The sequence below is a fragment of the Enterococcus sp. M-BR2 genome (assembly GCF_056612775.1).
The window spans coordinates 412812-429673 of the sequence record NZ_CM152743.1; the positions used below are offsets into that span (position 1 = coordinate 412812).

Sequence of the window (16862 nt, forward strand, 5' to 3'; positions counted from 1 at the left end):
CGAAAATTGCTTCTCAAATTTTTGTGAAATTCCGGCTTATTTTTCGAAGAAGCTACTTCTGGAACACCGTTTGTTTGTAGAAAGGGACTTTGACACGACTTTTGTCACAGTCCTTTTTCTGTTTGCAGTTTACTATTTGCTCAAGATACGGTTTACTTTTATTTATCGAATGAATCATGTACATAGAAGAGTGAACATTAAAGTCTAATGGTAATAAGTCAAGACAAAAATGAAACATAGTTTTATTGAGTCACCTGTTTTGAAGCGCACTTAACTAGACCCGACCAAAATCAAAATTTTTTCGGGTCATTTCAAGGATTTGCGTCAATAACAAAGTGTTATTTATCTATCACGCTCCTTGGGGGCGTGTAGAGTTGATGGTTACGTAGTAGCGTATCCACCAGACGCGTAAATTTTCTTGCGGTTAAGACGAGAGCTCGTTTGTGTTGATGTTTTGGAACCTCTTTATATTTGCTTTGATAAAAAGCTTTATATTCGGGAAGATAATTTTTTACAGAGTTGGCAGCTTCAACTAAGTAATAACGGAAATATCGATTCCCTTGTTTTGTCAGAGGCGTGTTTTGTGACTGATAGTTCCCGGATTGTTTGACTTTCCAGCTTAATCCAGCATATTTTGCTAATTTCGTCTGATCTTCAAATCTTTCGATTTGACCGATTTCAGCGATCAATCCAGCGGCGTAGACTTTACCAACGCCTGGAATACTGGTTAAGCATTGGTATTCTGGAATAACAACCACTAATTGTTCGATTGCTTTATCTAGTTCTTTGATGTTCTTTTCAAGAGCCCGTATTTCGCAGACAAGAACACCCAGAACAATATCAATAGACTCTTGGGCTACAGATCCTAAGCGATAGCTTGATCTGATAGCTCGTTGAATCGCCTTGGCAATTTTTTCTGGTTGCTTGAACCGACCTCTTCCTTTTTCTTGAAGTAAGTCACAGAAGGCTTCCAAAGGAAGCTCAGCTAACTCATCGAGGGTGAAGTCTTCTGTCATAAGGGAAATGACTGTGGCACTAAAAAGACTTGTCGATTCGTCTCGCATTTCTCGAGCAAGCGTATTGCATTTGTACGTTAGATTTTCCAGAAAATGTTGTTTTGTACGAGTTAATTGCTTAATGAGTTGATAGCGAGTACGAGTTAAACGCTGTAAAGCCATGTATTTCTCTTCTTTGATAGGGGAAGTTGTGAATCGTTGGATACGCAAAAAGTCAGCAATTCTTAATGCATCGTTTCGATCAGTTTTATCCTCATCAAACATGCGACTGAACTGTTTAATCCGAAAAGGATTTTCAATCGTTACAAGTGTATTGAGTTTCTTCAGCTCCTCATCTTCGTGAAAAAACATGGAAGGGTGAAAGCTGTACATGGACGTTGATTCCATACCAATCACAATCTGATTAAAGTGATAATTCTCATTGAACTCAAGAATCATATCTCGTATGGATGTGGCACCCTCAATATCATTGGTAACAGGGATTTCAGACAATATAGAGAGTTGATCATCGTCAGTTAGAAAACAAACATCTAATTTTTCAGAGCTAACGTCAATACCGACAAATAATTTCATGGAAGAAGGACCTCCTTTCATTTTAAATTTTGGAAAATGCTTCGATACTGTGGGATTCCCCAGAAACTCACTGTATAGCCACAACCTCGCCTAATAGAATACGGTGATAAAAGAGCTAGAAGCTGCCTTCCAACTACTATTTGAAAGTCTAGTCCATTATCGAAACAGCTAATGAGTTGGTAGTGATAACAGTGGCACGGGTAACAGACTTTACAAGGTAGACAAAACTACAGGGGTGAGTAGCAAATTCCCGTTGGATCCTTTCCATACATCCATTGTACTCTGAGAAATCACACAATATCGAAACAAATTCCGGAAGGAATGTGTTATTCAATAAATTTTATGATTTATAGACACCTTGAAAGAAAACTGTTAGACAAAATATATTTTACGAGGGGGTGATGATAAGATGCAAAACATATCTTATTTAAAAGAGTCCGGGATCTTCAGGTAACACATACTTTGCAGAAGATCACTTTTTTCTACAAAGTATGCACTTTGGTTAGAAGAAAGGACTTTAAAATCATGGAACAAACAATGAAACCATATCAATATTTTTTTATAAAAAGAGAAGTAGATCAGTTATTAAATGCGTACTCATCTGTCAATGACTCAAAAACGGTACAAACGGTTCAGGCTCTAGCAGCTGAAAAGATTCGCGATGTATTAGGTTACGAACCACCAGAAATCGATACGTTTTTAACGACAGTTTTAGATGTAAAACTGACAAAAACGCAAGCAGAACGAGCATTGGAGGAGCTGAAGCAAATCGTCCAGCCGTTTATGCAGCCGAGCAAACCACAAATCGAGAAATTATTCCGAAAAGTGAAAAAACTCAAACAACCCGCTTGGAATGAAATCGACTTGCAAGCACATACGTACATCGGTTGGAATGATCCAGGGACGCAAAAAAAATTCATGGTTTATTACGAAGATGGAAAATTAAAAGGGATCAGCGGTACTTTATCACCAACGATTAATAAGGGAATCTGTGCGATCTGTCAGAAAACATCGAATGTCTCGCTCTTTCTTTCTACAACGAAAGCCGGTTCTGATGGCACGTATACGAAAAAGGGGAATTATATTTGTCATGATAGTGATCAATGTAATCAACAGTTAACGAAATTGGCTCCTTTCTATGAATTTGCTGAACGTGTAAAGAAAGAACGATAATTTTATTGTTTTTTACAGAAAAATATGCTATCTTTTAATGGAAGTGAATAGGTGATGGTGTTCGCCTTTAAATGCTAACGTAAGATAGCTAATGACGCCTACTAAAGTCTGGGGCCAGCCCCTTTCTTTAGTAGGCGTTTTTTTATTTGAGGAGGAATTTTTTATGGAAAAACAATTACCGAGTCCAGTGCGTATTTTGATGTACATGTTGAAGTGGCTGGTGGTCACAGCGATTCTCGGAGTATTCATAGGGAGCTTGTCTGCTTTTTTCTTAAATAGCCTGACGTTCGTGACAGATATCCGACTAGCACATCCTTGGCTACTTTATCTATTGCCAGTCAGCGGCGCGCTTTTTGCTTATCTTTATGCGTATCATGGCGGTCTTTCTAGTCGTGGGAATAACTTAGTGATTGATCAAGGGAATGGAGGAGAAGAGAAGATCCCTTTGCGGCTCATTCCATTGACCTTGTTTGGGACCATCACTACTCATTTATTTGGGGGATCTGTTGGTCGTGAAGGAACAGCAGTTCAAATGGGGGGAGCATTAGCTGATAATATAGCGCATTTATTCCGATTGGATAAATCAGAACGGGAAATCTTGATTATCAGTGGAATCAGTGCGGGTTTTAGTTCTGTATTTGGCACACCTTTAGCTGGAACATTATTTGGATTAGAAGTGTTGGCAATCGGGAAAGTCCGAACAGAAGCAATCTTCCCTAGCTTCTTTGCTGCACTGTTTGCAAATTTCATGACAGAAAGCTATGGTGTTTCTCATCTACATTACCAAATGGGTGTGATTCCTAAATGGAGTATGTTGCTGTTCTTCAAAGTTTTTGTTGCTGGGATTGCTTTTGGTTTGATTGGTTGGGTATTCAGCCGTTCGATCGTCTTTTTAAAAGCGCGATATGCACAATGGATTCCTCATTCTGTTTGGCGAAATACGATAGGTGGAGCTGTAGTTGTGGCAGCAGCATTGATTTTGCAAACACAACGTTATCTCGGATTGAGTCTTCCGTTACTTCAAGAATCATTTAATGGACAGGCACATGTCTATGATTTTATTGGGAAGTTATTCTTCACAGTTTTGTCTTTAGGTGCAGGGTACCAAGGGGGAGAAGTGACACCATTGTTTGAAATTGGTGCAACGCTTGGTGCAGCACTAGCGCCTTTGCTCCATGTTTCTGTTCCTTTTCTTGCAGGATTGGGCTTTATCGGAGTATTTTCTGGTGCGACAAATACACCGATTGCCTGCTTTGTGATGGGGATCGAATTGTTCGGTTCACAAGCGGCAGTATACTTCTTTATGATCTGCTTGATCAGCTTTATGTGTTCAGGCAACAGCGGTATTTATTCTGCTCAGCAAGTAGCGGTCAAAAAAGGGATACTCTTTTTGCCAATAGTTAAGAGAATGAAAGAAAAAAACAAGGTGTGACATATGTTTTGTCACACCTTGTTTTTTTAGAAAAGTAAAGTAATCAGCGATAAGAATGCGGAGCCTGCGAAAAGCAATCCGCAAATGATCATATGTCTTTTTTTGTTCATCATCAAGATGGCGATGTATTCTCTTAAAAACGCATTAGGCAAGTAGTAGAAAGCTGTTTTTGCACCAATACCATTTGCTTTCAATTTGGCTTGCCGCGCATAAAGACCGGCTCTAAAAATGTGGTAATTGTTGGAACTAAAGATCGCGCGGTACGGCCCTTTCATTTGCTGATCCATGATTTCCTTTGAATAGAGCATGTTCTCCAAAGTGGTTGTCGAATTGGTTTCGACAAGAATGTCTCTTTCAGGGATTCCTTGTTCCATGGCATATTGTTTCATCGCAATGGCCTCTGGTACTTTTTCGTCTGCTCCTTGCCCACCAGACATCAATAAGATGGGCGGATTTAATGTAGCACGGCTTTGAGCCCGATAAAAAGCAATTGCCTTATTGATTCGCTTGGCTAGAAGAGGAGACACTGTTTCTCCATTGATCAACCCGGCGCCTAACACAACGATGAAGTCTTGATTGTATCGAGGCCGGTTGAACTGATACAAGAATGAGACAGTCAAAAAGTTGTAGAATACGATAAATAGATAGATCAAGATCAGGGGAACGCAGAAAAACAAAGCATTTATCCATTGCGGCAAATATTTTAACAAGAAAAAGTCAAAAACAAGAAACAGTGTAAGAAAAATGGCTAGTATCAACGTTAAAAGATTAGCTAATGAATGCGATTCTCTACGTAAAACTGTGACCCCGTTCCAAAAAAGAAAAACAATCAATCCATAAATACCAAATAAAAGGACAAGTAGCAATGGAATCGTGATCAAGGCGATCAGTCCGCCAAGGAAAATATTTTGCGTTTCATACAGCAAGACAAACAAGTAGATGCCGAAACTGATGAGGAAAACATTGAATAAAAGACCATTCAGCAGCCTTCGTTTTTCTGTGAAATAAGAAAAAGCAAAGATACTAAAGAACAACAATGGAATCAAAAAATAAAAGGTCGAATAAAAAATTTCCAACACGACAAAATAAGTTAAGATTACCGTAAATGTCCACGTACTGCTGTAAAAGAACAAGGAAGGATCCTTCTTCTGTTTTCGCCAATAAACGATAGAGAATACCCCAATAAGATAGAGAACTAAAAAGATCAGATCTCTGGTTAGATTCATAAATTCAACTCCCTTTTCTTATACAGTATAACGAAAATAGATGAAAAAAGCTGTTATTTAAACTAGAAAAAGCAAAAAAACATCTTTCCGATGGAAAGATGTTTTTCTTATTGTTCAATTAAAACAAGTTGCCGAAAAATTCTGCGACGCGTCGCCAGCCAATCACGAACATATTCGCTTTTTCCACTGTTTTATCCGTAATGATCTCTGTTGATGGCGCATTGTTGTCTTCTAAATAGCCTAATTTATCGTCTGCCAAGGTGATCGTAGCGGTACCGATTTTTGTACCTTTATCCATAGGTGCTTGGATCTCGTTGTCAGTGACTTGCTTCTTGTCAAGTGTTGGCGTGATCGTTAATTTGCCAGTATCCATATCGTTTCGTACCCATACTTTTACAGGGCTTTTAAGCACAACAGGAACTGTTGATTCTTTTCCGTCTTTTACATCAATGGTTTTTAGACTAGGAATACTTGCGTTAGCTTTTCCGAGCTCTTTTTCTGACCAATTGTCATAGCAGTAGTCCATCAAACGGTCTGTTTCATTGAAGCGGGCACTCGGGTTTTCCGCATGGCCGTCCGCATTCAATACGACAGTGATGATCCGTTGATCGTTTTTAGTGATCGTACCAACGAAACAAGCACCTGCAAGCTCAGTCGTACCAGTTTTTAATCCGTCCACGCCTTCCTTGTAATTAACGAATCCTGGGAGCATCCAGTTCCAGTTGACCATTTCCACTGGTGATTGCGTATTTTCGCCAAACATTTGGGTCGTAGTACTTGATACATCCAGTATTTCTGGGAAATCCAAGATCAAATGGCGGGCAACGATGGCCACATCTTGAGCAGACATTTGATTTTCGTCGTTTTCACCAGTGCCTTCTGGTCGGTTTTCGCCAAGATAAGAGTTGTTCAATCCTGATGCATTAACGATTGTTGCATCTTTGATTCCCCAATCTTTCAATTGTTCTTTCATTCGTTCAGTGAATTTAGCTTCGCTGCCAGAGATTTTTTCTGCCAAGGCCACCATTGAAGCATTGGCTGACTGGATAATTGCAGAGTCGAATAATTCTTTGACAGTGTAGGTGTTTTCTTTATGCAAAGGAACATTCGATAAATCTGGGGTGATACTCAAATTTTCTGCATAATCTGAAATCGAAACTTTATCATCCCATGATAGTTTTCCTTCTTTTACTTGATCAAGAACGATGTAAAGACCGATGATTTTTGTGATTGAAGCGATCCCCATGGTTTTTTCTCCATCTTGATCATAAAGAATCTTACCGCTTTGCGCATCTACAGCAAAAGCTGCTTTTGCATTTACTTTGAACGTATCTTCAGCTTGCACAGCAACAGCTGGTAGAAAAGAAGCAAGGCAAAGAATGAGACTAGCCAATAATAGGACTAGACGTGTTTTTTTTATGGACATATCCGATCTCCTTGTAATTAATTTGTTTCGCTACAAATTAAAATTTTATCAGAGAGGGGAGAGAGTTTCAATGTTTCTGAAAAAACTTTAGGATAAGAACGCACGTTATGGAAGGTTAGCGGTCGTTTTTACGTACTTTTACAGGAATAGGCTGTGTTTCCGCATCTAATAAGCGGGAAGCGCTGAAAGCAAACAAACTGATAATACTTAATAAACTGAAAATCATAATCAAATGCATAAGATCCACCTCTTTTATTCTTTTTCTTAGTTTATCAGCATTTCATGAAGAATAGTTGAAGACTGGGGCTAAATAATTGAGGAAATTATGAAGATAACTTAAAAAATAGCTAAATTTAAAAACGTAGAAACCGTTTTATTTTTTTAGATACGTTTTATTGTATGGAAAAATAGTGTTGTGGTAGACTTTAGATAGAAACAAATGAATGATTTTTTTAGGAGGGGTACGTTTATGGCAAAAAAGGATAAAGAATTATTGTCACAATTGACTTCAGAAGGCGCTAAAGGACCATTCGTCACGATCATGCTGAATACGCATGTCGCCCATCAAGATGTGGAAAAAGATCAGATCAAATTCAAAAATTTTGCGAAAGAAGCAAAGAAACGTTTTGAGAAAAAATATTCCGAACATGACTGGTCCCCGTTCCAAGAAAAAATTGAAAATTTGTTAGGAGATCCTTCGTTTTGGCGTAGTGCAACTACGAGTGTAGCGGTCATTATAACTGCTGACCAAACCTATATCCATCGTTTGAGTATCCCGGTAGACGATCAATACTATGTAAGTGATCTTCCTTATTTACTGGCTATTATCAAAAATGGGCAGTTCAACTATTCTTATTATTTATTGGGATTGAACCGCGACTCCATGAAATTGTATGAGGTCAGCAACAAACAAGTAAAAGAAGTATCTCTACCAGAAGGGGCACCGGTTGATGTCGTTACTGCATTGGGATCTGAACTGACAGGTGGCGGTTTGAACTTCTCTTCTAATGGAGGAGGCGGAGCCCGAGATGGAGTAACTTTCCATGGCGTAAATCCAAAAGATGAAGAGGTAGAGATCGATTGGGTCAACTATTACCAAGCAGTTGATACGTACTTGAAGGATTCTTTCGAAAATCCTGAACAATGGCCGATTTATTTATTTGCATTACCAGAAAATCAGACGATGTTCAAAAAAATTGCTAAAAATCCCTATTATTGTGCAGACGTTGCGATTTCTGCTTCTCCTGCGCAGCTATCCTTTAGAGATATCGAAGAAGGGGCGAAGAAGCTGTCAAGTGAACTCGCAGCTCAAGAATCAAAAGAATACAATAAACTCTTAGATAAGAAATTCATCGATCAGTTAGTTGATATCGTTCCAGCTGCGAAAGAAGGAAAAGTGTCGCATCTATTTATCGCTACGTCAAACTTAGCTGATGGTTTCGGTGAAGATCCTGAAATAGAATATGATCGGCGTCAAGTGTTGAATGCATTAGCAGATGATGTGATCATTAATGGCGGGAAAGTGTTTATTTTGGATCAAAAAGATGCGCCAGATGAAAAGAGTCTGACAGCGATTCTTCGTTATTAAAAGAGGTTGTGAAATCAGTGTTTTGACCTGAGTATTATAGAAACAAACGGAAAAATAGTTTCACATATTTTTCCGTTTTTTGAGCTAATACCGAAGGTCAGCTGATTAAACACCGTGTATGAGAGGTTGTGAAAAAGCTGTTCTGCATCAAGTAATAAGAACAGCAAGCAAAAATAGCTCTTCATATTTTTTGTTTGGTGGGCTTATTACCGCAGATGCAAGCTTTTGAACACCGTTTAAGGAAGAGGTTGTGACAGAAGTGGTCAGCTTCAAGAAATAAGAAGAGATTGACAAAAATTATTTCTCAAATTTTTGTGAAATTTCGGCTTATTTCCGAAGAAGCTACTTCTGGAACACCGTTTAAAAAAGAGGTTGTGACGTGGTCACGACCTCTTTTTGACGATTATGATACAAAAAACATCATTTATGAACAAAATGTGAATAACGGGCGTTCTTGAGATATGATTTTAATTGGGAAAAACTTATCGATAAGGAGGTCTTTATGAAAAAAAGACTATTATGGTGTTTGCTGTTTCTATCCCTAAGTTTAACAAGTCAGCCAGTTTTTGCTGAAGAAACACAGCGGTCTCCTATTACAGGCACACGTCTGTACAAAAATGTTTATGTACAGACAACAGATCTTGATTCTGCGATTCCTGAAACAGAAGAACGGTCTTTGCAGCCAAGATTTGGTTACTTTTGGTACTGTCCGACCTGTGATTATGAAAGTTGCTGGCATTTCTTACATTCTACAGCTGTAGCTTTTGCTTTTACTCATACTCAGAAATATGATGGACATCATCCTGTTATTTATGAGGTATAGATATGAGCAAAAAAGAAAAACTAATCTCGTTGATCGTATTGGTTTGCCTTGTTCTTCTGGTCACTTTCATAGGCTATCAAAAATACCATGAGAACATCAGACCTACTAAAGAATCTTCCCCAGCCTCGACCGTTGAAACAGAACCGATAAGTAGTCAGAAAGAATAATTTTTTTAGTTTAAAGAAGAACATCAGAGCAAAAAAACACCAACTGAACAATATGTCGTTTATTTTAAAAAAAGTTCGGTTTTTCACTTTATGTAATCGCTGAGAAAACTTTTTTTAATAAAAAAAGTCGAAAAACTCTAGCTTTTTTGTAAACGGTATGATATACTATAGGAGTAGTTTTTGTTCGGTAATCTGTGGTAGCTTGTTTCAAATAAACATCTTCCAGATATACACCATTCAAGTAATTGCAAAATATGTGTTGATACACAAGGAGGATTTTTATTATGGAAACAGGTACAGTAAAATGGTTTAACTCAGAAAAAGGATTTGGATTCATCACTGCAGAAAACGGAAACGATGTATTCGTTCATTTCTCAGCTATCCAAGGCGACGGATTCAAAACTTTAGAAGAAGGCCAAGCAGTAACTTTCGATGTTGAAGAAGGCCAACGCGGACCTCAAGCAACAAACGTTACTAAAGCTTAATTAACCTATACTAAAAAATAAACGCCCAGACATTTGCGTGTCTGGGCGTTTTTGTCTATTTTCTTTAAAAAGCGATGAGAGTATTTTTCTGCACTTTGTAGTATAATTTCAAAAGAACATTAGAGGCAGGAGAAGAGGAAGATATTTTGAAACCAAGAACTTATGCAGTCGTTGATATCGAGACGACTGGGACGAATCCAAAAGAAGATCGGATCATCCAATTTGGCTGCGTCATGATTGAAGCTGGTCGGATCACTTCACGTTTTTCGATCGATATTCATCCAGGGCGGAAGATTTCAAAACAAATCCAGCATTTAACAGGGATCACGAATCAACGCGTCCAAAAAGCGCCTTATTTTGAAGATGTCGCCCAAACGATTTACAATCTTTTGGCAGACACCATATTTGTCGCGCATAATATTTATTTTGATTATAATTTTTTGAACCATGAACTCATGCGATGCGGACTTCCTAGTTTGAAGATACCGGGCATCGATACCGTAGAACTTGCACAAATTTTCTTGCCGACGGAACCAAGTTTTCGCTTAGCTGATTTGTCAGAAAGCCTTGGCTTTATTCATGAGAATCCTCATCAGGCGGATAGTGATGCCGAAGTGACAGGTCAGCTTCTTTTACTGATCGAAGAACGAATGAGGAAATTGCCGATCATCACATTAGAGCAGATTGCACGATTAAGTAGCCATACAGGAATGGATACGAGTCGTTTCATTTACCACGTGCTTGAAGAAATGAAAGAAAACCCGGAGCCCCTTGATCTCTCATTAGAAATCATCGATGGGCTAGCTTTGCAGAAAAAAGAAGTGGAACTATTCACATCCGTCCATTATGGCGAGCGGACATATCCAAGAAAAAAACAAGCAAAAGAAAAAATGTTTGGTAAAACACTGATGTATCGAAAAGAACAGAACAGGCTGATGAATGCTGTCTACGACCATTTCACAAAAGATGAATCAAAAGATTTGATGATCGAAGCAGCTACAGGAATGGGCAAAACGATTGGTTATCTGTTGCCTTTGAGTTATTTGGCTACACCTGAAAAACCAGCTGTCATCAGCACCGTTTCGCTTGTTTTGCAGCAGCAGATCATGGAAAAAGACATTCCATTACTGAATCAATTACTAGAACAGCCGATACAACCTGTGATTATCAAAAGCTATCGCCACTATATTGATTTACAGCGTTTTAAAGGTACACTTGTGGAACCGCCGGGACAAAAACAATATGCTTTGTACCAAATGGCTGTCTTAGTATGGCTAACACAAACGAAGACCGGTGATTTGGATGAATTACATTTAACTAATCTGAACCATGCATTCTTTGCAGATGTCGCGCACAGAGGCACCGGGTTTTTAGCAAGGAATCAGTCGTTTTACAAACAAGACTTTGTGCGTTTCTTGCAAAAGAAAATCAAACAAAGCAATTTTTTGATTGTCAACCATGCATTTTTAGTACAAGAAACACAGCGAAAAGAACCATTGCTTCCAGCTAGTCCTTATTTGTTGATTGATGAAGTGCATCATTTGCCGGAAATTGCTGAAAAAGTAAATGACAAACGACTAAGTATTAACTACTTCCATAAACAAATCCAGCAGTTGGAAGAGCCGAATCAGTTATTTGACCGCATACAAAGTTATTTGCCGAAGGAACATGAAGCCTTACGCTGGTTGTCGATTTATCGAGAAGAACTCTCTGCGCTATGCGAAGCGCAGATTTGCGTGGCAGAGGGATTAATGAACTTAGTAAGCAGCAAGCAACCTAACGGACAATATCCAGAAGAAGTCATGATGACAAAAGAAATGTTGGATCAGCTGCCACTGGAATCTGGGACAGCAATGGATCACCTGCAACTTTTTTATCAAGAGATCCAACAACTACAATCACAAATGCGCTTGACTTTTGAGATTATCCAAGAAAGTTGGACTAACCAGATGCGGATCGATTTAGCAAGTTTATATAGCTTATTTGATCAATTAGACAAGCAATACTTGCTGATGGACCAATGGCTAGAAGATTGGCGAGATCATTTGATCCATTGGTTCGTTCCTGGGAATACAGCACAGCAGATGATTTTTCATCTCCATGATTTTCAAGCAGCTATGTTGCCGTCCACTGTGTGGTATCCACGATATGACCATATTCTTTATATTGGAGGAACGCTGAAGATCGGACCTAATCGACAGTATCTCTCTAAACGACTGGGCATTGAAGCAGCACCTCTTAAAGTGATTGCTTCTCCTTATGATTACGAGAAACAGGCAAGAATCTATGTGCCGAAAGAAGCACCTGCAGTCCATCAAGTCAGCAATCAAGCATATATCGATTATTTAGAAGCAGCACTCACAGGATTGATTGAACAAGAAGATCGGCCGATCCTTGTTTTATTCACTTCTCATGATGTTTTGCAAAAGGTATATCAGAAAATGCATTTGTCTATGCTAGAAAAAGGACGTGAAATTCTTGCTCAAGGATTTGGCGGAAGTCGGGAAAAACTTTTGAAACGCTTCATTTTGTCAGAAAAAAGCGTCTTATTTGGTGCTGACAGCTTTTGGGAAGGTGTAGATTTACCTGGAGATGCTTTACAGATTGTTGTAGTCACACGTTTACCCTTCGACAACCCGTTACGTCCCATGGTCAAAGCTAGGAATGCTTATCTGGAATCAGAGGGGATCAATCCTTTTTATCAGGAATCCGTGCCTAAAGCAGCTTTGAAGTTACGCCAAGCATTAGGTCGTTTGATAAGGACGGAGACAGATCGTGGCGTATTACTTATTTTGGATCGGAGATTAGTCACTGCAAAATATGGTGCACGAATCATCCATGCATTACCGAAAAAAGTACCGATAAAAGAGCTAGCTATGGATGAAATCTATCAGGATCTCCATGAATTCTTAAAGAAAAATAAAGAAGGAAGTTAAAGGTGCCGTCTTTTTTCATCATTAAAATCTGCTATAATGAAAAGGAATGAAGATAAAGGAGCGACGACCCTTGAAGAAAAAACAGACAAAGGAAAAAACGATTAATCGCGTGTTGCTTGGCTTGATCGTGTTTTTATTAGCGGTCATCGTGATCAGCTCGATTTTTTACTTGCGTTCTAGTCGTCCGGCGGTCCAGGCGAAAAAAGAAGCAGTAGAAATCGCAAAGAAATATGCAAATCTCGAGGAAGCTGATCATTTTTACTGGTTTACTCGAAAGAAAACGTACTTTTCATTGACGGGTACGAATGATAAAGGAAAAGAAATCGCCGTTATCATTCCTAAATCTGGTGAAAAAGTAAAAGTATTGGATCAAACGAAGGGGTTGACTGAAAACGAAGCGAAACAAACAATTGCTACAGCTCATCCTGAAATCCAAATCGAAAAAGCAGCATTAGGAATGTACGATGATCAGCCTGTATGGGAAGTAGTAGGAAAAGAAACAAATGGAAAATTGAATTATTACCTGATTGGTTTTGAATCAGGAGATGAAGTCAAGACAATCAAGGGAATTTAATAGGTAAAGGAATGAATGGGATGGAGTTATCAAAAAGAACGAAACGATTAGAACCATCTGTTACTTTGGCAGCTGCGGCAAAAGCCAAGGCGTTAAAAGCAAAAGGAAGAGATGTGCTGAGTTTGACTGTGGGAGAACCGGATTTTGCGACACCAGAAAACATCCAAGAAGCAGCAATCGAAGCAATCCGTAACGGAAAAGCTAGCTATTATACACCAACAGCAGGAATCCCAGAACTTCGACAGGCGATCGTTGATTATCTGAAGAAAAACGATGGACTTGTCTATGAATCTTCACAAACGGTCGTAACAGATGGCGCGAAATTTGCTTTGTATACACTTTTTCAAACAATTCTGGACCCGCAAGATGAAGTCATCATTCCTGTGCCTTATTGGGTCAGTTACGGCGAGCAAGTGAAACTGGCAGAAGGCCTGCCTGTCTTTGTGAAAGGGAAAGAATCTAATAACTGGAAAGTCACTGTTGAACAGTTAGAACAAGCACGTTCAGGAAAAACAAAAGCCGTGATCATCAATTCGCCATCGAATCCGACTGGAATGATTTATAGCAAGAATGAACTGCAGGCAATTGGTGAATGGGCAGTAAAAAATGATATTTTGATAGTTGCTGATGATATTTATAGTCGTTTAGTTTATAATGGCAATGAGTTTACTCCAATTGCAACGATTTCAGAAGCAATCAAAAATCAGACCATCATCATAAATGGCGTGTCTAAGACCTATGCGATGACAGGCTGGCGCATCGGTTATGCGGTTGGGAATCCTGAAATTATCAATGGGATGATCGCTGTTGCTTCCCAATCAACTAGCAATCCGACCGCAGTCAGTCAATATGCAGCTGTTGAAGCATTGAAAGGTGAGCAAGATACAGTAGAAGAAATGCGGAACGCCTTTGAAGAACGCCTGAATACGTTATATCCGCTTGTGGCAGAACTACCAGGTGTTTCTCTTGAAAAGCCGCAAGGAGCTTTTTATCTTTTTCCTAATGTAAAAGAAACGCTACGCATGTGTAAGTATGAAAATGTCACACAATGGGTAGAAGATCTTTTAGAAGAAACAGGGGTAGCACTTGTGACTGGCGAAGGATTTGGGGCACCAGAAAATGTCCGCATGAGTTATGCGACTGATCGGGCTACGTTAGAAGAAGCGGTACGCAGAATCAAGCAATTTATTGAGAGTAAAAGTCAAAATTAATCCTGAAGAAATTCAAGGAATATAAAAGGAGAGTCATACGTGGAACAAATTCAAATCATCGATTCGAAAAACCATGTGGGAGAAACAGTAACAATCGGCGCTTGGGTCGCAAATAAACGATCAAGCGGAAAAATCGCATTTTTACAATTAAGAGATGGAACAGCCTTTTTCCAAGGGGTGGTTGTAAAAAGCGAAGTGCCAGAAGAAGTTTTCCAAACAGCTAAAAATCTGCACCAAGAAACATCTGTGTTAGTAACTGGAGAAATTCGTGAAGACAGCCGTTCAAAATTCGGTTATGAAATCGGGATTACAAATGTGGAAGTAGTAAGCGAGAGCCACGATTATCCAATCACACCAAAAGAACACGGAACAGATTTCTTGATGGATCATCGTCATTTATGGCTACGTTCTTCAAGACAACATGCGATCATGCAAATCAGAAATGAAATCATTCGTGCAACGTATGAATTCTTTAATCAACATCATTTTGTCAAAATCGATCCGCCAATCTTGACTGGTTCAGCACCAGAAGGCACAACGGATCTATTCGAAACAAACTACTTTGATCAAAAAGCCTATTTATCTCAAAGTGGCCAATTATATATGGAAGCTGCTGCTATGGCTTTCGGAAAAGTCTTTTCATTCGGTCCGACTTTCCGTGCTGAAAAATCAAAGACACGCCGTCACTTGATTGAATTCTGGATGATCGAACCAGAAATGGCCTTCACTCACCAAGAAGAAAGTTTAGAAGTACAGGAGCAATATGTAGCCTTCTTAGTACAAAATGTTTTAGATCATTGCGAATACGCATTGGATGTACTAGGACGAGACAAAGAAGTCTTAAAAACTTATACAAAATTGCCATTCCCTCGTATTACTTACGATGATGCAATCGAATTACTGAAGAAAAATGGATTTGATGACATCGAATGGGGCGAAGATTTTGGTTCACCTCATGAAACGTTCATTGCGAATTCATTCGAACAACCTGTCTTTATCCTAAACTATCCAAAAGCCATCAAGCCATTCTACATGAAACCACATCCAACAAGAGAAGACGTGGTGATCTGTGCAGATATGATCGCACCAGAAGGCTACGGTGAAATCATTGGCGGAAGCGAACGGGCAACGGACTATGATTTCTTGTTAGAACAAATCCGTGATCACGGTTTGGATGAAAAAGAATATTCATGGTATCTTGATTTACGTAAATACGGTTCTGTTCCGCACTCTGGTTTTGGTCTAGGTCTTGAACGAACAGTCACTTGGATTGCTGGTATCGACCATGTGCGTGAAGCTATTCCATTCCCACGTTTGTTGAACCGAATTTATCCATAAGAAGTGATGAAAAAGCTGTTTAGTTTCGAGTATTAAGAAAAATTTTGTAAAAAATGGCTTTCCACATTTTTACATAAATTTGGCTTAATACCGAGAAACTGGCTTTTGAACACCGTTTAAGGAAGAGGTTGTGAAATCAGTGCCTTGACCTGAGTATTAGAGAAACAAAACGGAAAAATAGCTTCTCATATTTTACCGTTTTTTGAGCTAATATCGAGGGTCAGCTGATTGAACACCGTTTATTCTAAAAAAGAACTGCGAGCTCTCGCAGTTCTTTTTTTAAATACGGGATAAAGGAAGTTTCCAACAGACAAGAGAAGAAAGCAAAAGAAATTGCTATTTGATTCACAAGATTCTATAATGAAATCGCAATCAATCCAACATATACAAAGAAGGCGATTCAAATGGAGATCCGATTTGATGATGCTTCTGCTGCTGAAATAAAGCAGCATCTAGCACCTGAAAACAAACTAATATTAACATTCGAAGATGGAATAGGTCCGTATTCTCAGCATGCAATGATCCACATGCAAGTTCAATTCACCCTTGGAATCATCGGATCAGATATGTCGACAGAAAGTTATGACCAATCTATCCCAAGCAATCTAGGAGAGATATTAGTAAAGGGATATTCGTTGGCAGACTTAGATGAGCATATGAATATACGTTTTGATGCTTCTCGTCATATTTTGAGTTTGACGGGCGACAGTGGGCTGATTGACGGAAACTTAGGTCTGATCGATTTCACTGAATCAAACAACGAAGGAATCAAGAAAAATCCGGCACGTTAAGAAAAAAGCATAAAAAACTAGGCACTTGTTGAGTATTCATCCAATCGTTTGAGGAAACTAGGCGGGTGTCTTTTTTTATACATCTATTTACTCTTTCGTCTTG

Annotated in this window: 16 protein-coding genes and 1 riboswitch; of the genes, 12 read left to right on the top strand and 4 right to left on the bottom strand. The window is 39.0% G+C overall.

Annotated elements, in window-relative coordinates:
• Positions 1 to 338: 338 nt before the first annotated feature.
• A complete protein-coding gene (locus tag AC1F25_RS01990) occupies positions 339 to 1589 on the bottom strand; it encodes an IS110 family RNA-guided transposase (protein WP_119364931.1) in 1251 nt (416 codons plus the stop codon).
• Between the two features lie 525 nt (positions 1590 to 2114).
• On the opposite strand from AC1F25_RS01990, the gene AC1F25_RS01995 reads away from it, so the two are divergent.
• The gene (locus AC1F25_RS01995; RefSeq protein ID WP_123856425.1) at positions 2115 to 2762 is read left to right on the top strand and encodes a FusB/FusC family EF-G-binding protein; all 648 of its coding nucleotides are present in this window, start codon (positions 2115 to 2117) and stop codon (positions 2760 to 2762) included.
• A 41-nt stretch (positions 2763 to 2803) separates the two neighbouring features.
• Positions 2804 to 2870: riboswitch (Fluoride riboswitch) on the top strand.
• A 55-nt stretch (positions 2871 to 2925) separates the two neighbouring features.
• Positions 2926 to 4194: a voltage-gated chloride channel family protein gene (locus AC1F25_RS02000; RefSeq protein WP_479994206.1), complete on the top strand. Its 1269-nt coding sequence runs from the start codon at positions 2926 to 2928 to the stop codon at positions 4192 to 4194.
• Between the two features lie 26 nt (positions 4195 to 4220).
• Here the strand turns inward: AC1F25_RS02000 and AC1F25_RS02005 are convergent, their stop codons facing one another.
• From AC1F25_RS02005 to AC1F25_RS02015, 3 genes are all read right to left on the bottom strand, one after another.
• A complete protein-coding gene (locus tag AC1F25_RS02005) occupies positions 4221 to 5420 on the bottom strand; it encodes a YdcF family protein (protein WP_010721455.1) in 1200 nt (399 codons plus the stop codon).
• A 118-nt stretch (positions 5421 to 5538) separates the two neighbouring features.
• The gene (locus AC1F25_RS02010) at positions 5539 to 6846 is read right to left on the bottom strand and encodes a serine hydrolase (protein WP_002302201.1); all 1308 of its coding nucleotides are present in this window, start codon (positions 6844 to 6846) and stop codon (positions 5539 to 5541) included.
• 115 nt (positions 6847 to 6961) lie between these two features.
• Complete coding sequence (locus AC1F25_RS02015) at positions 6962 to 7084, bottom strand: hypothetical protein (RefSeq protein WP_002296297.1); 123 nt, start codon at positions 7082 to 7084, stop codon at positions 6962 to 6964.
• Between the two features lie 231 nt (positions 7085 to 7315).
• Between AC1F25_RS02015 and AC1F25_RS02020 the strand changes: the two genes are divergently transcribed.
• The 10 genes from AC1F25_RS02020 (at position 7316) to AC1F25_RS02065 (ending at position 16759) form a co-directional block, all read left to right on the top strand.
• Positions 7316 to 8434: a baeRF6 domain-containing protein gene (locus AC1F25_RS02020; RefSeq protein ID WP_002299523.1), complete on the top strand. Its 1119-nt coding sequence runs from the start codon at positions 7316 to 7318 to the stop codon at positions 8432 to 8434.
• 314 nt (positions 8435 to 8748) lie between these two features.
• Entirely contained in the window at positions 8749 to 8892 is a 144-nt protein-coding gene (locus tag AC1F25_RS02025; protein ID WP_002318940.1) for a hypothetical protein, read from the top strand.
• 44 nt (positions 8893 to 8936) lie between these two features.
• Positions 8937 to 9257 carry a hypothetical protein gene (locus tag AC1F25_RS02030; protein ID WP_104765644.1) on the top strand — a complete coding sequence of 107 codons (321 nt, stop codon included), beginning with the start codon at positions 8937 to 8939 and terminating at the stop codon, positions 9255 to 9257.
• 2 nt (positions 9258 to 9259) lie between these two features.
• On the top strand, positions 9260 to 9424 hold the full coding sequence (locus tag AC1F25_RS02035) for a hypothetical protein (RefSeq protein WP_162897327.1): 165 nt from the start codon (positions 9260 to 9262) through the stop codon (positions 9422 to 9424).
• 284 nt (positions 9425 to 9708) lie between these two features.
• Positions 9709 to 9909 (top strand): cold-shock protein, encoded by a 201-nt coding sequence (locus tag AC1F25_RS02040; RefSeq protein WP_002288762.1) that lies wholly within the window; start codon positions 9709 to 9711, stop codon positions 9907 to 9909.
• Positions 9910 to 10055: 146 nt separating this feature from the next.
• Entirely contained in the window at positions 10056 to 12845 is a 2790-nt protein-coding gene (locus AC1F25_RS02045; RefSeq protein WP_002334831.1) for a helicase C-terminal domain-containing protein, read from the top strand.
• Between the two features lie 46 nt (positions 12846 to 12891).
• Positions 12892 to 13419, top strand: a complete 528-nt coding sequence (locus AC1F25_RS02050; protein WP_002316397.1) for a cell wall elongation regulator TseB-like domain-containing protein — start codon at positions 12892 to 12894, stop codon at positions 13417 to 13419.
• Positions 13420 to 13439: 20 nt separating this feature from the next.
• Complete coding sequence (locus AC1F25_RS02055) at positions 13440 to 14630, top strand: pyridoxal phosphate-dependent aminotransferase (RefSeq protein WP_395533229.1); 1191 nt, start codon at positions 13440 to 13442, stop codon at positions 14628 to 14630.
• 39 nt (positions 14631 to 14669) lie between these two features.
• On the top strand, positions 14670 to 15968 hold the full coding sequence (asnS, locus tag AC1F25_RS02060; protein WP_002308688.1) for an asparagine--tRNA ligase: 1299 nt from the start codon (positions 14670 to 14672) through the stop codon (positions 15966 to 15968).
• Between the two features lie 404 nt (positions 15969 to 16372).
• Positions 16373 to 16759 carry an iron-sulfur cluster biosynthesis family protein gene (locus AC1F25_RS02065; protein ID WP_002308691.1) on the top strand — a complete coding sequence of 129 codons (387 nt, stop codon included), beginning with the start codon at positions 16373 to 16375 and terminating at the stop codon, positions 16757 to 16759.
• The last annotated feature ends 103 nt before the right edge of the window (positions 16760 to 16862 follow it).

Coding starts and splice junctions, on each gene's coding strand:
- AC1F25_RS02035 (WP_162897327.1), top strand. CDS start 9,260: ATGAGCAAAAAAGAAAAACTAATCTCGTTGATCGTATTGGTTTGCCTT.
- AC1F25_RS01990 (WP_119364931.1), bottom strand. CDS start 1,589: ATGAAATTATTTGTCGGTATTGACGTTAGCTCTGAAAAATTAGATGTT.
- AC1F25_RS02050 (WP_002316397.1), top strand. CDS start 12,892: ATGAAGATAAAGGAGCGACGACCCTTGAAGAAAAAACAGACAAAGGAA.
- AC1F25_RS02015 (WP_002296297.1), bottom strand. CDS start 7,084: ATGCATTTGATTATGATTTTCAGTTTATTAAGTATTATCAGTTTGTTT.
- AC1F25_RS02020 (WP_002299523.1), top strand. CDS start 7,316: ATGGCAAAAAAGGATAAAGAATTATTGTCACAATTGACTTCAGAAGGC.
- AC1F25_RS01995 (WP_123856425.1), top strand. CDS start 2,115: ATGGAACAAACAATGAAACCATATCAATATTTTTTTATAAAAAGAGAA.
- AC1F25_RS02065 (WP_002308691.1), top strand. CDS start 16,373: ATGGAGATCCGATTTGATGATGCTTCTGCTGCTGAAATAAAGCAGCAT.
- AC1F25_RS02055 (WP_395533229.1), top strand. CDS start 13,440: ATGGAGTTATCAAAAAGAACGAAACGATTAGAACCATCTGTTACTTTG.
- AC1F25_RS02005 (WP_010721455.1), bottom strand. CDS start 5,420: ATGAATCTAACCAGAGATCTGATCTTTTTAGTTCTCTATCTTATTGGG.
- AC1F25_RS02000 (WP_479994206.1), top strand. CDS start 2,926: ATGGAAAAACAATTACCGAGTCCAGTGCGTATTTTGATGTACATGTTG.
- AC1F25_RS02010 (WP_002302201.1), bottom strand. CDS start 6,846: ATGTCCATAAAAAAAACACGTCTAGTCCTATTATTGGCTAGTCTCATT.
- AC1F25_RS02040 (WP_002288762.1), top strand. CDS start 9,709: ATGGAAACAGGTACAGTAAAATGGTTTAACTCAGAAAAAGGATTTGGA.
- AC1F25_RS02030 (WP_104765644.1), top strand. CDS start 8,937: ATGAAAAAAAGACTATTATGGTGTTTGCTGTTTCTATCCCTAAGTTTA.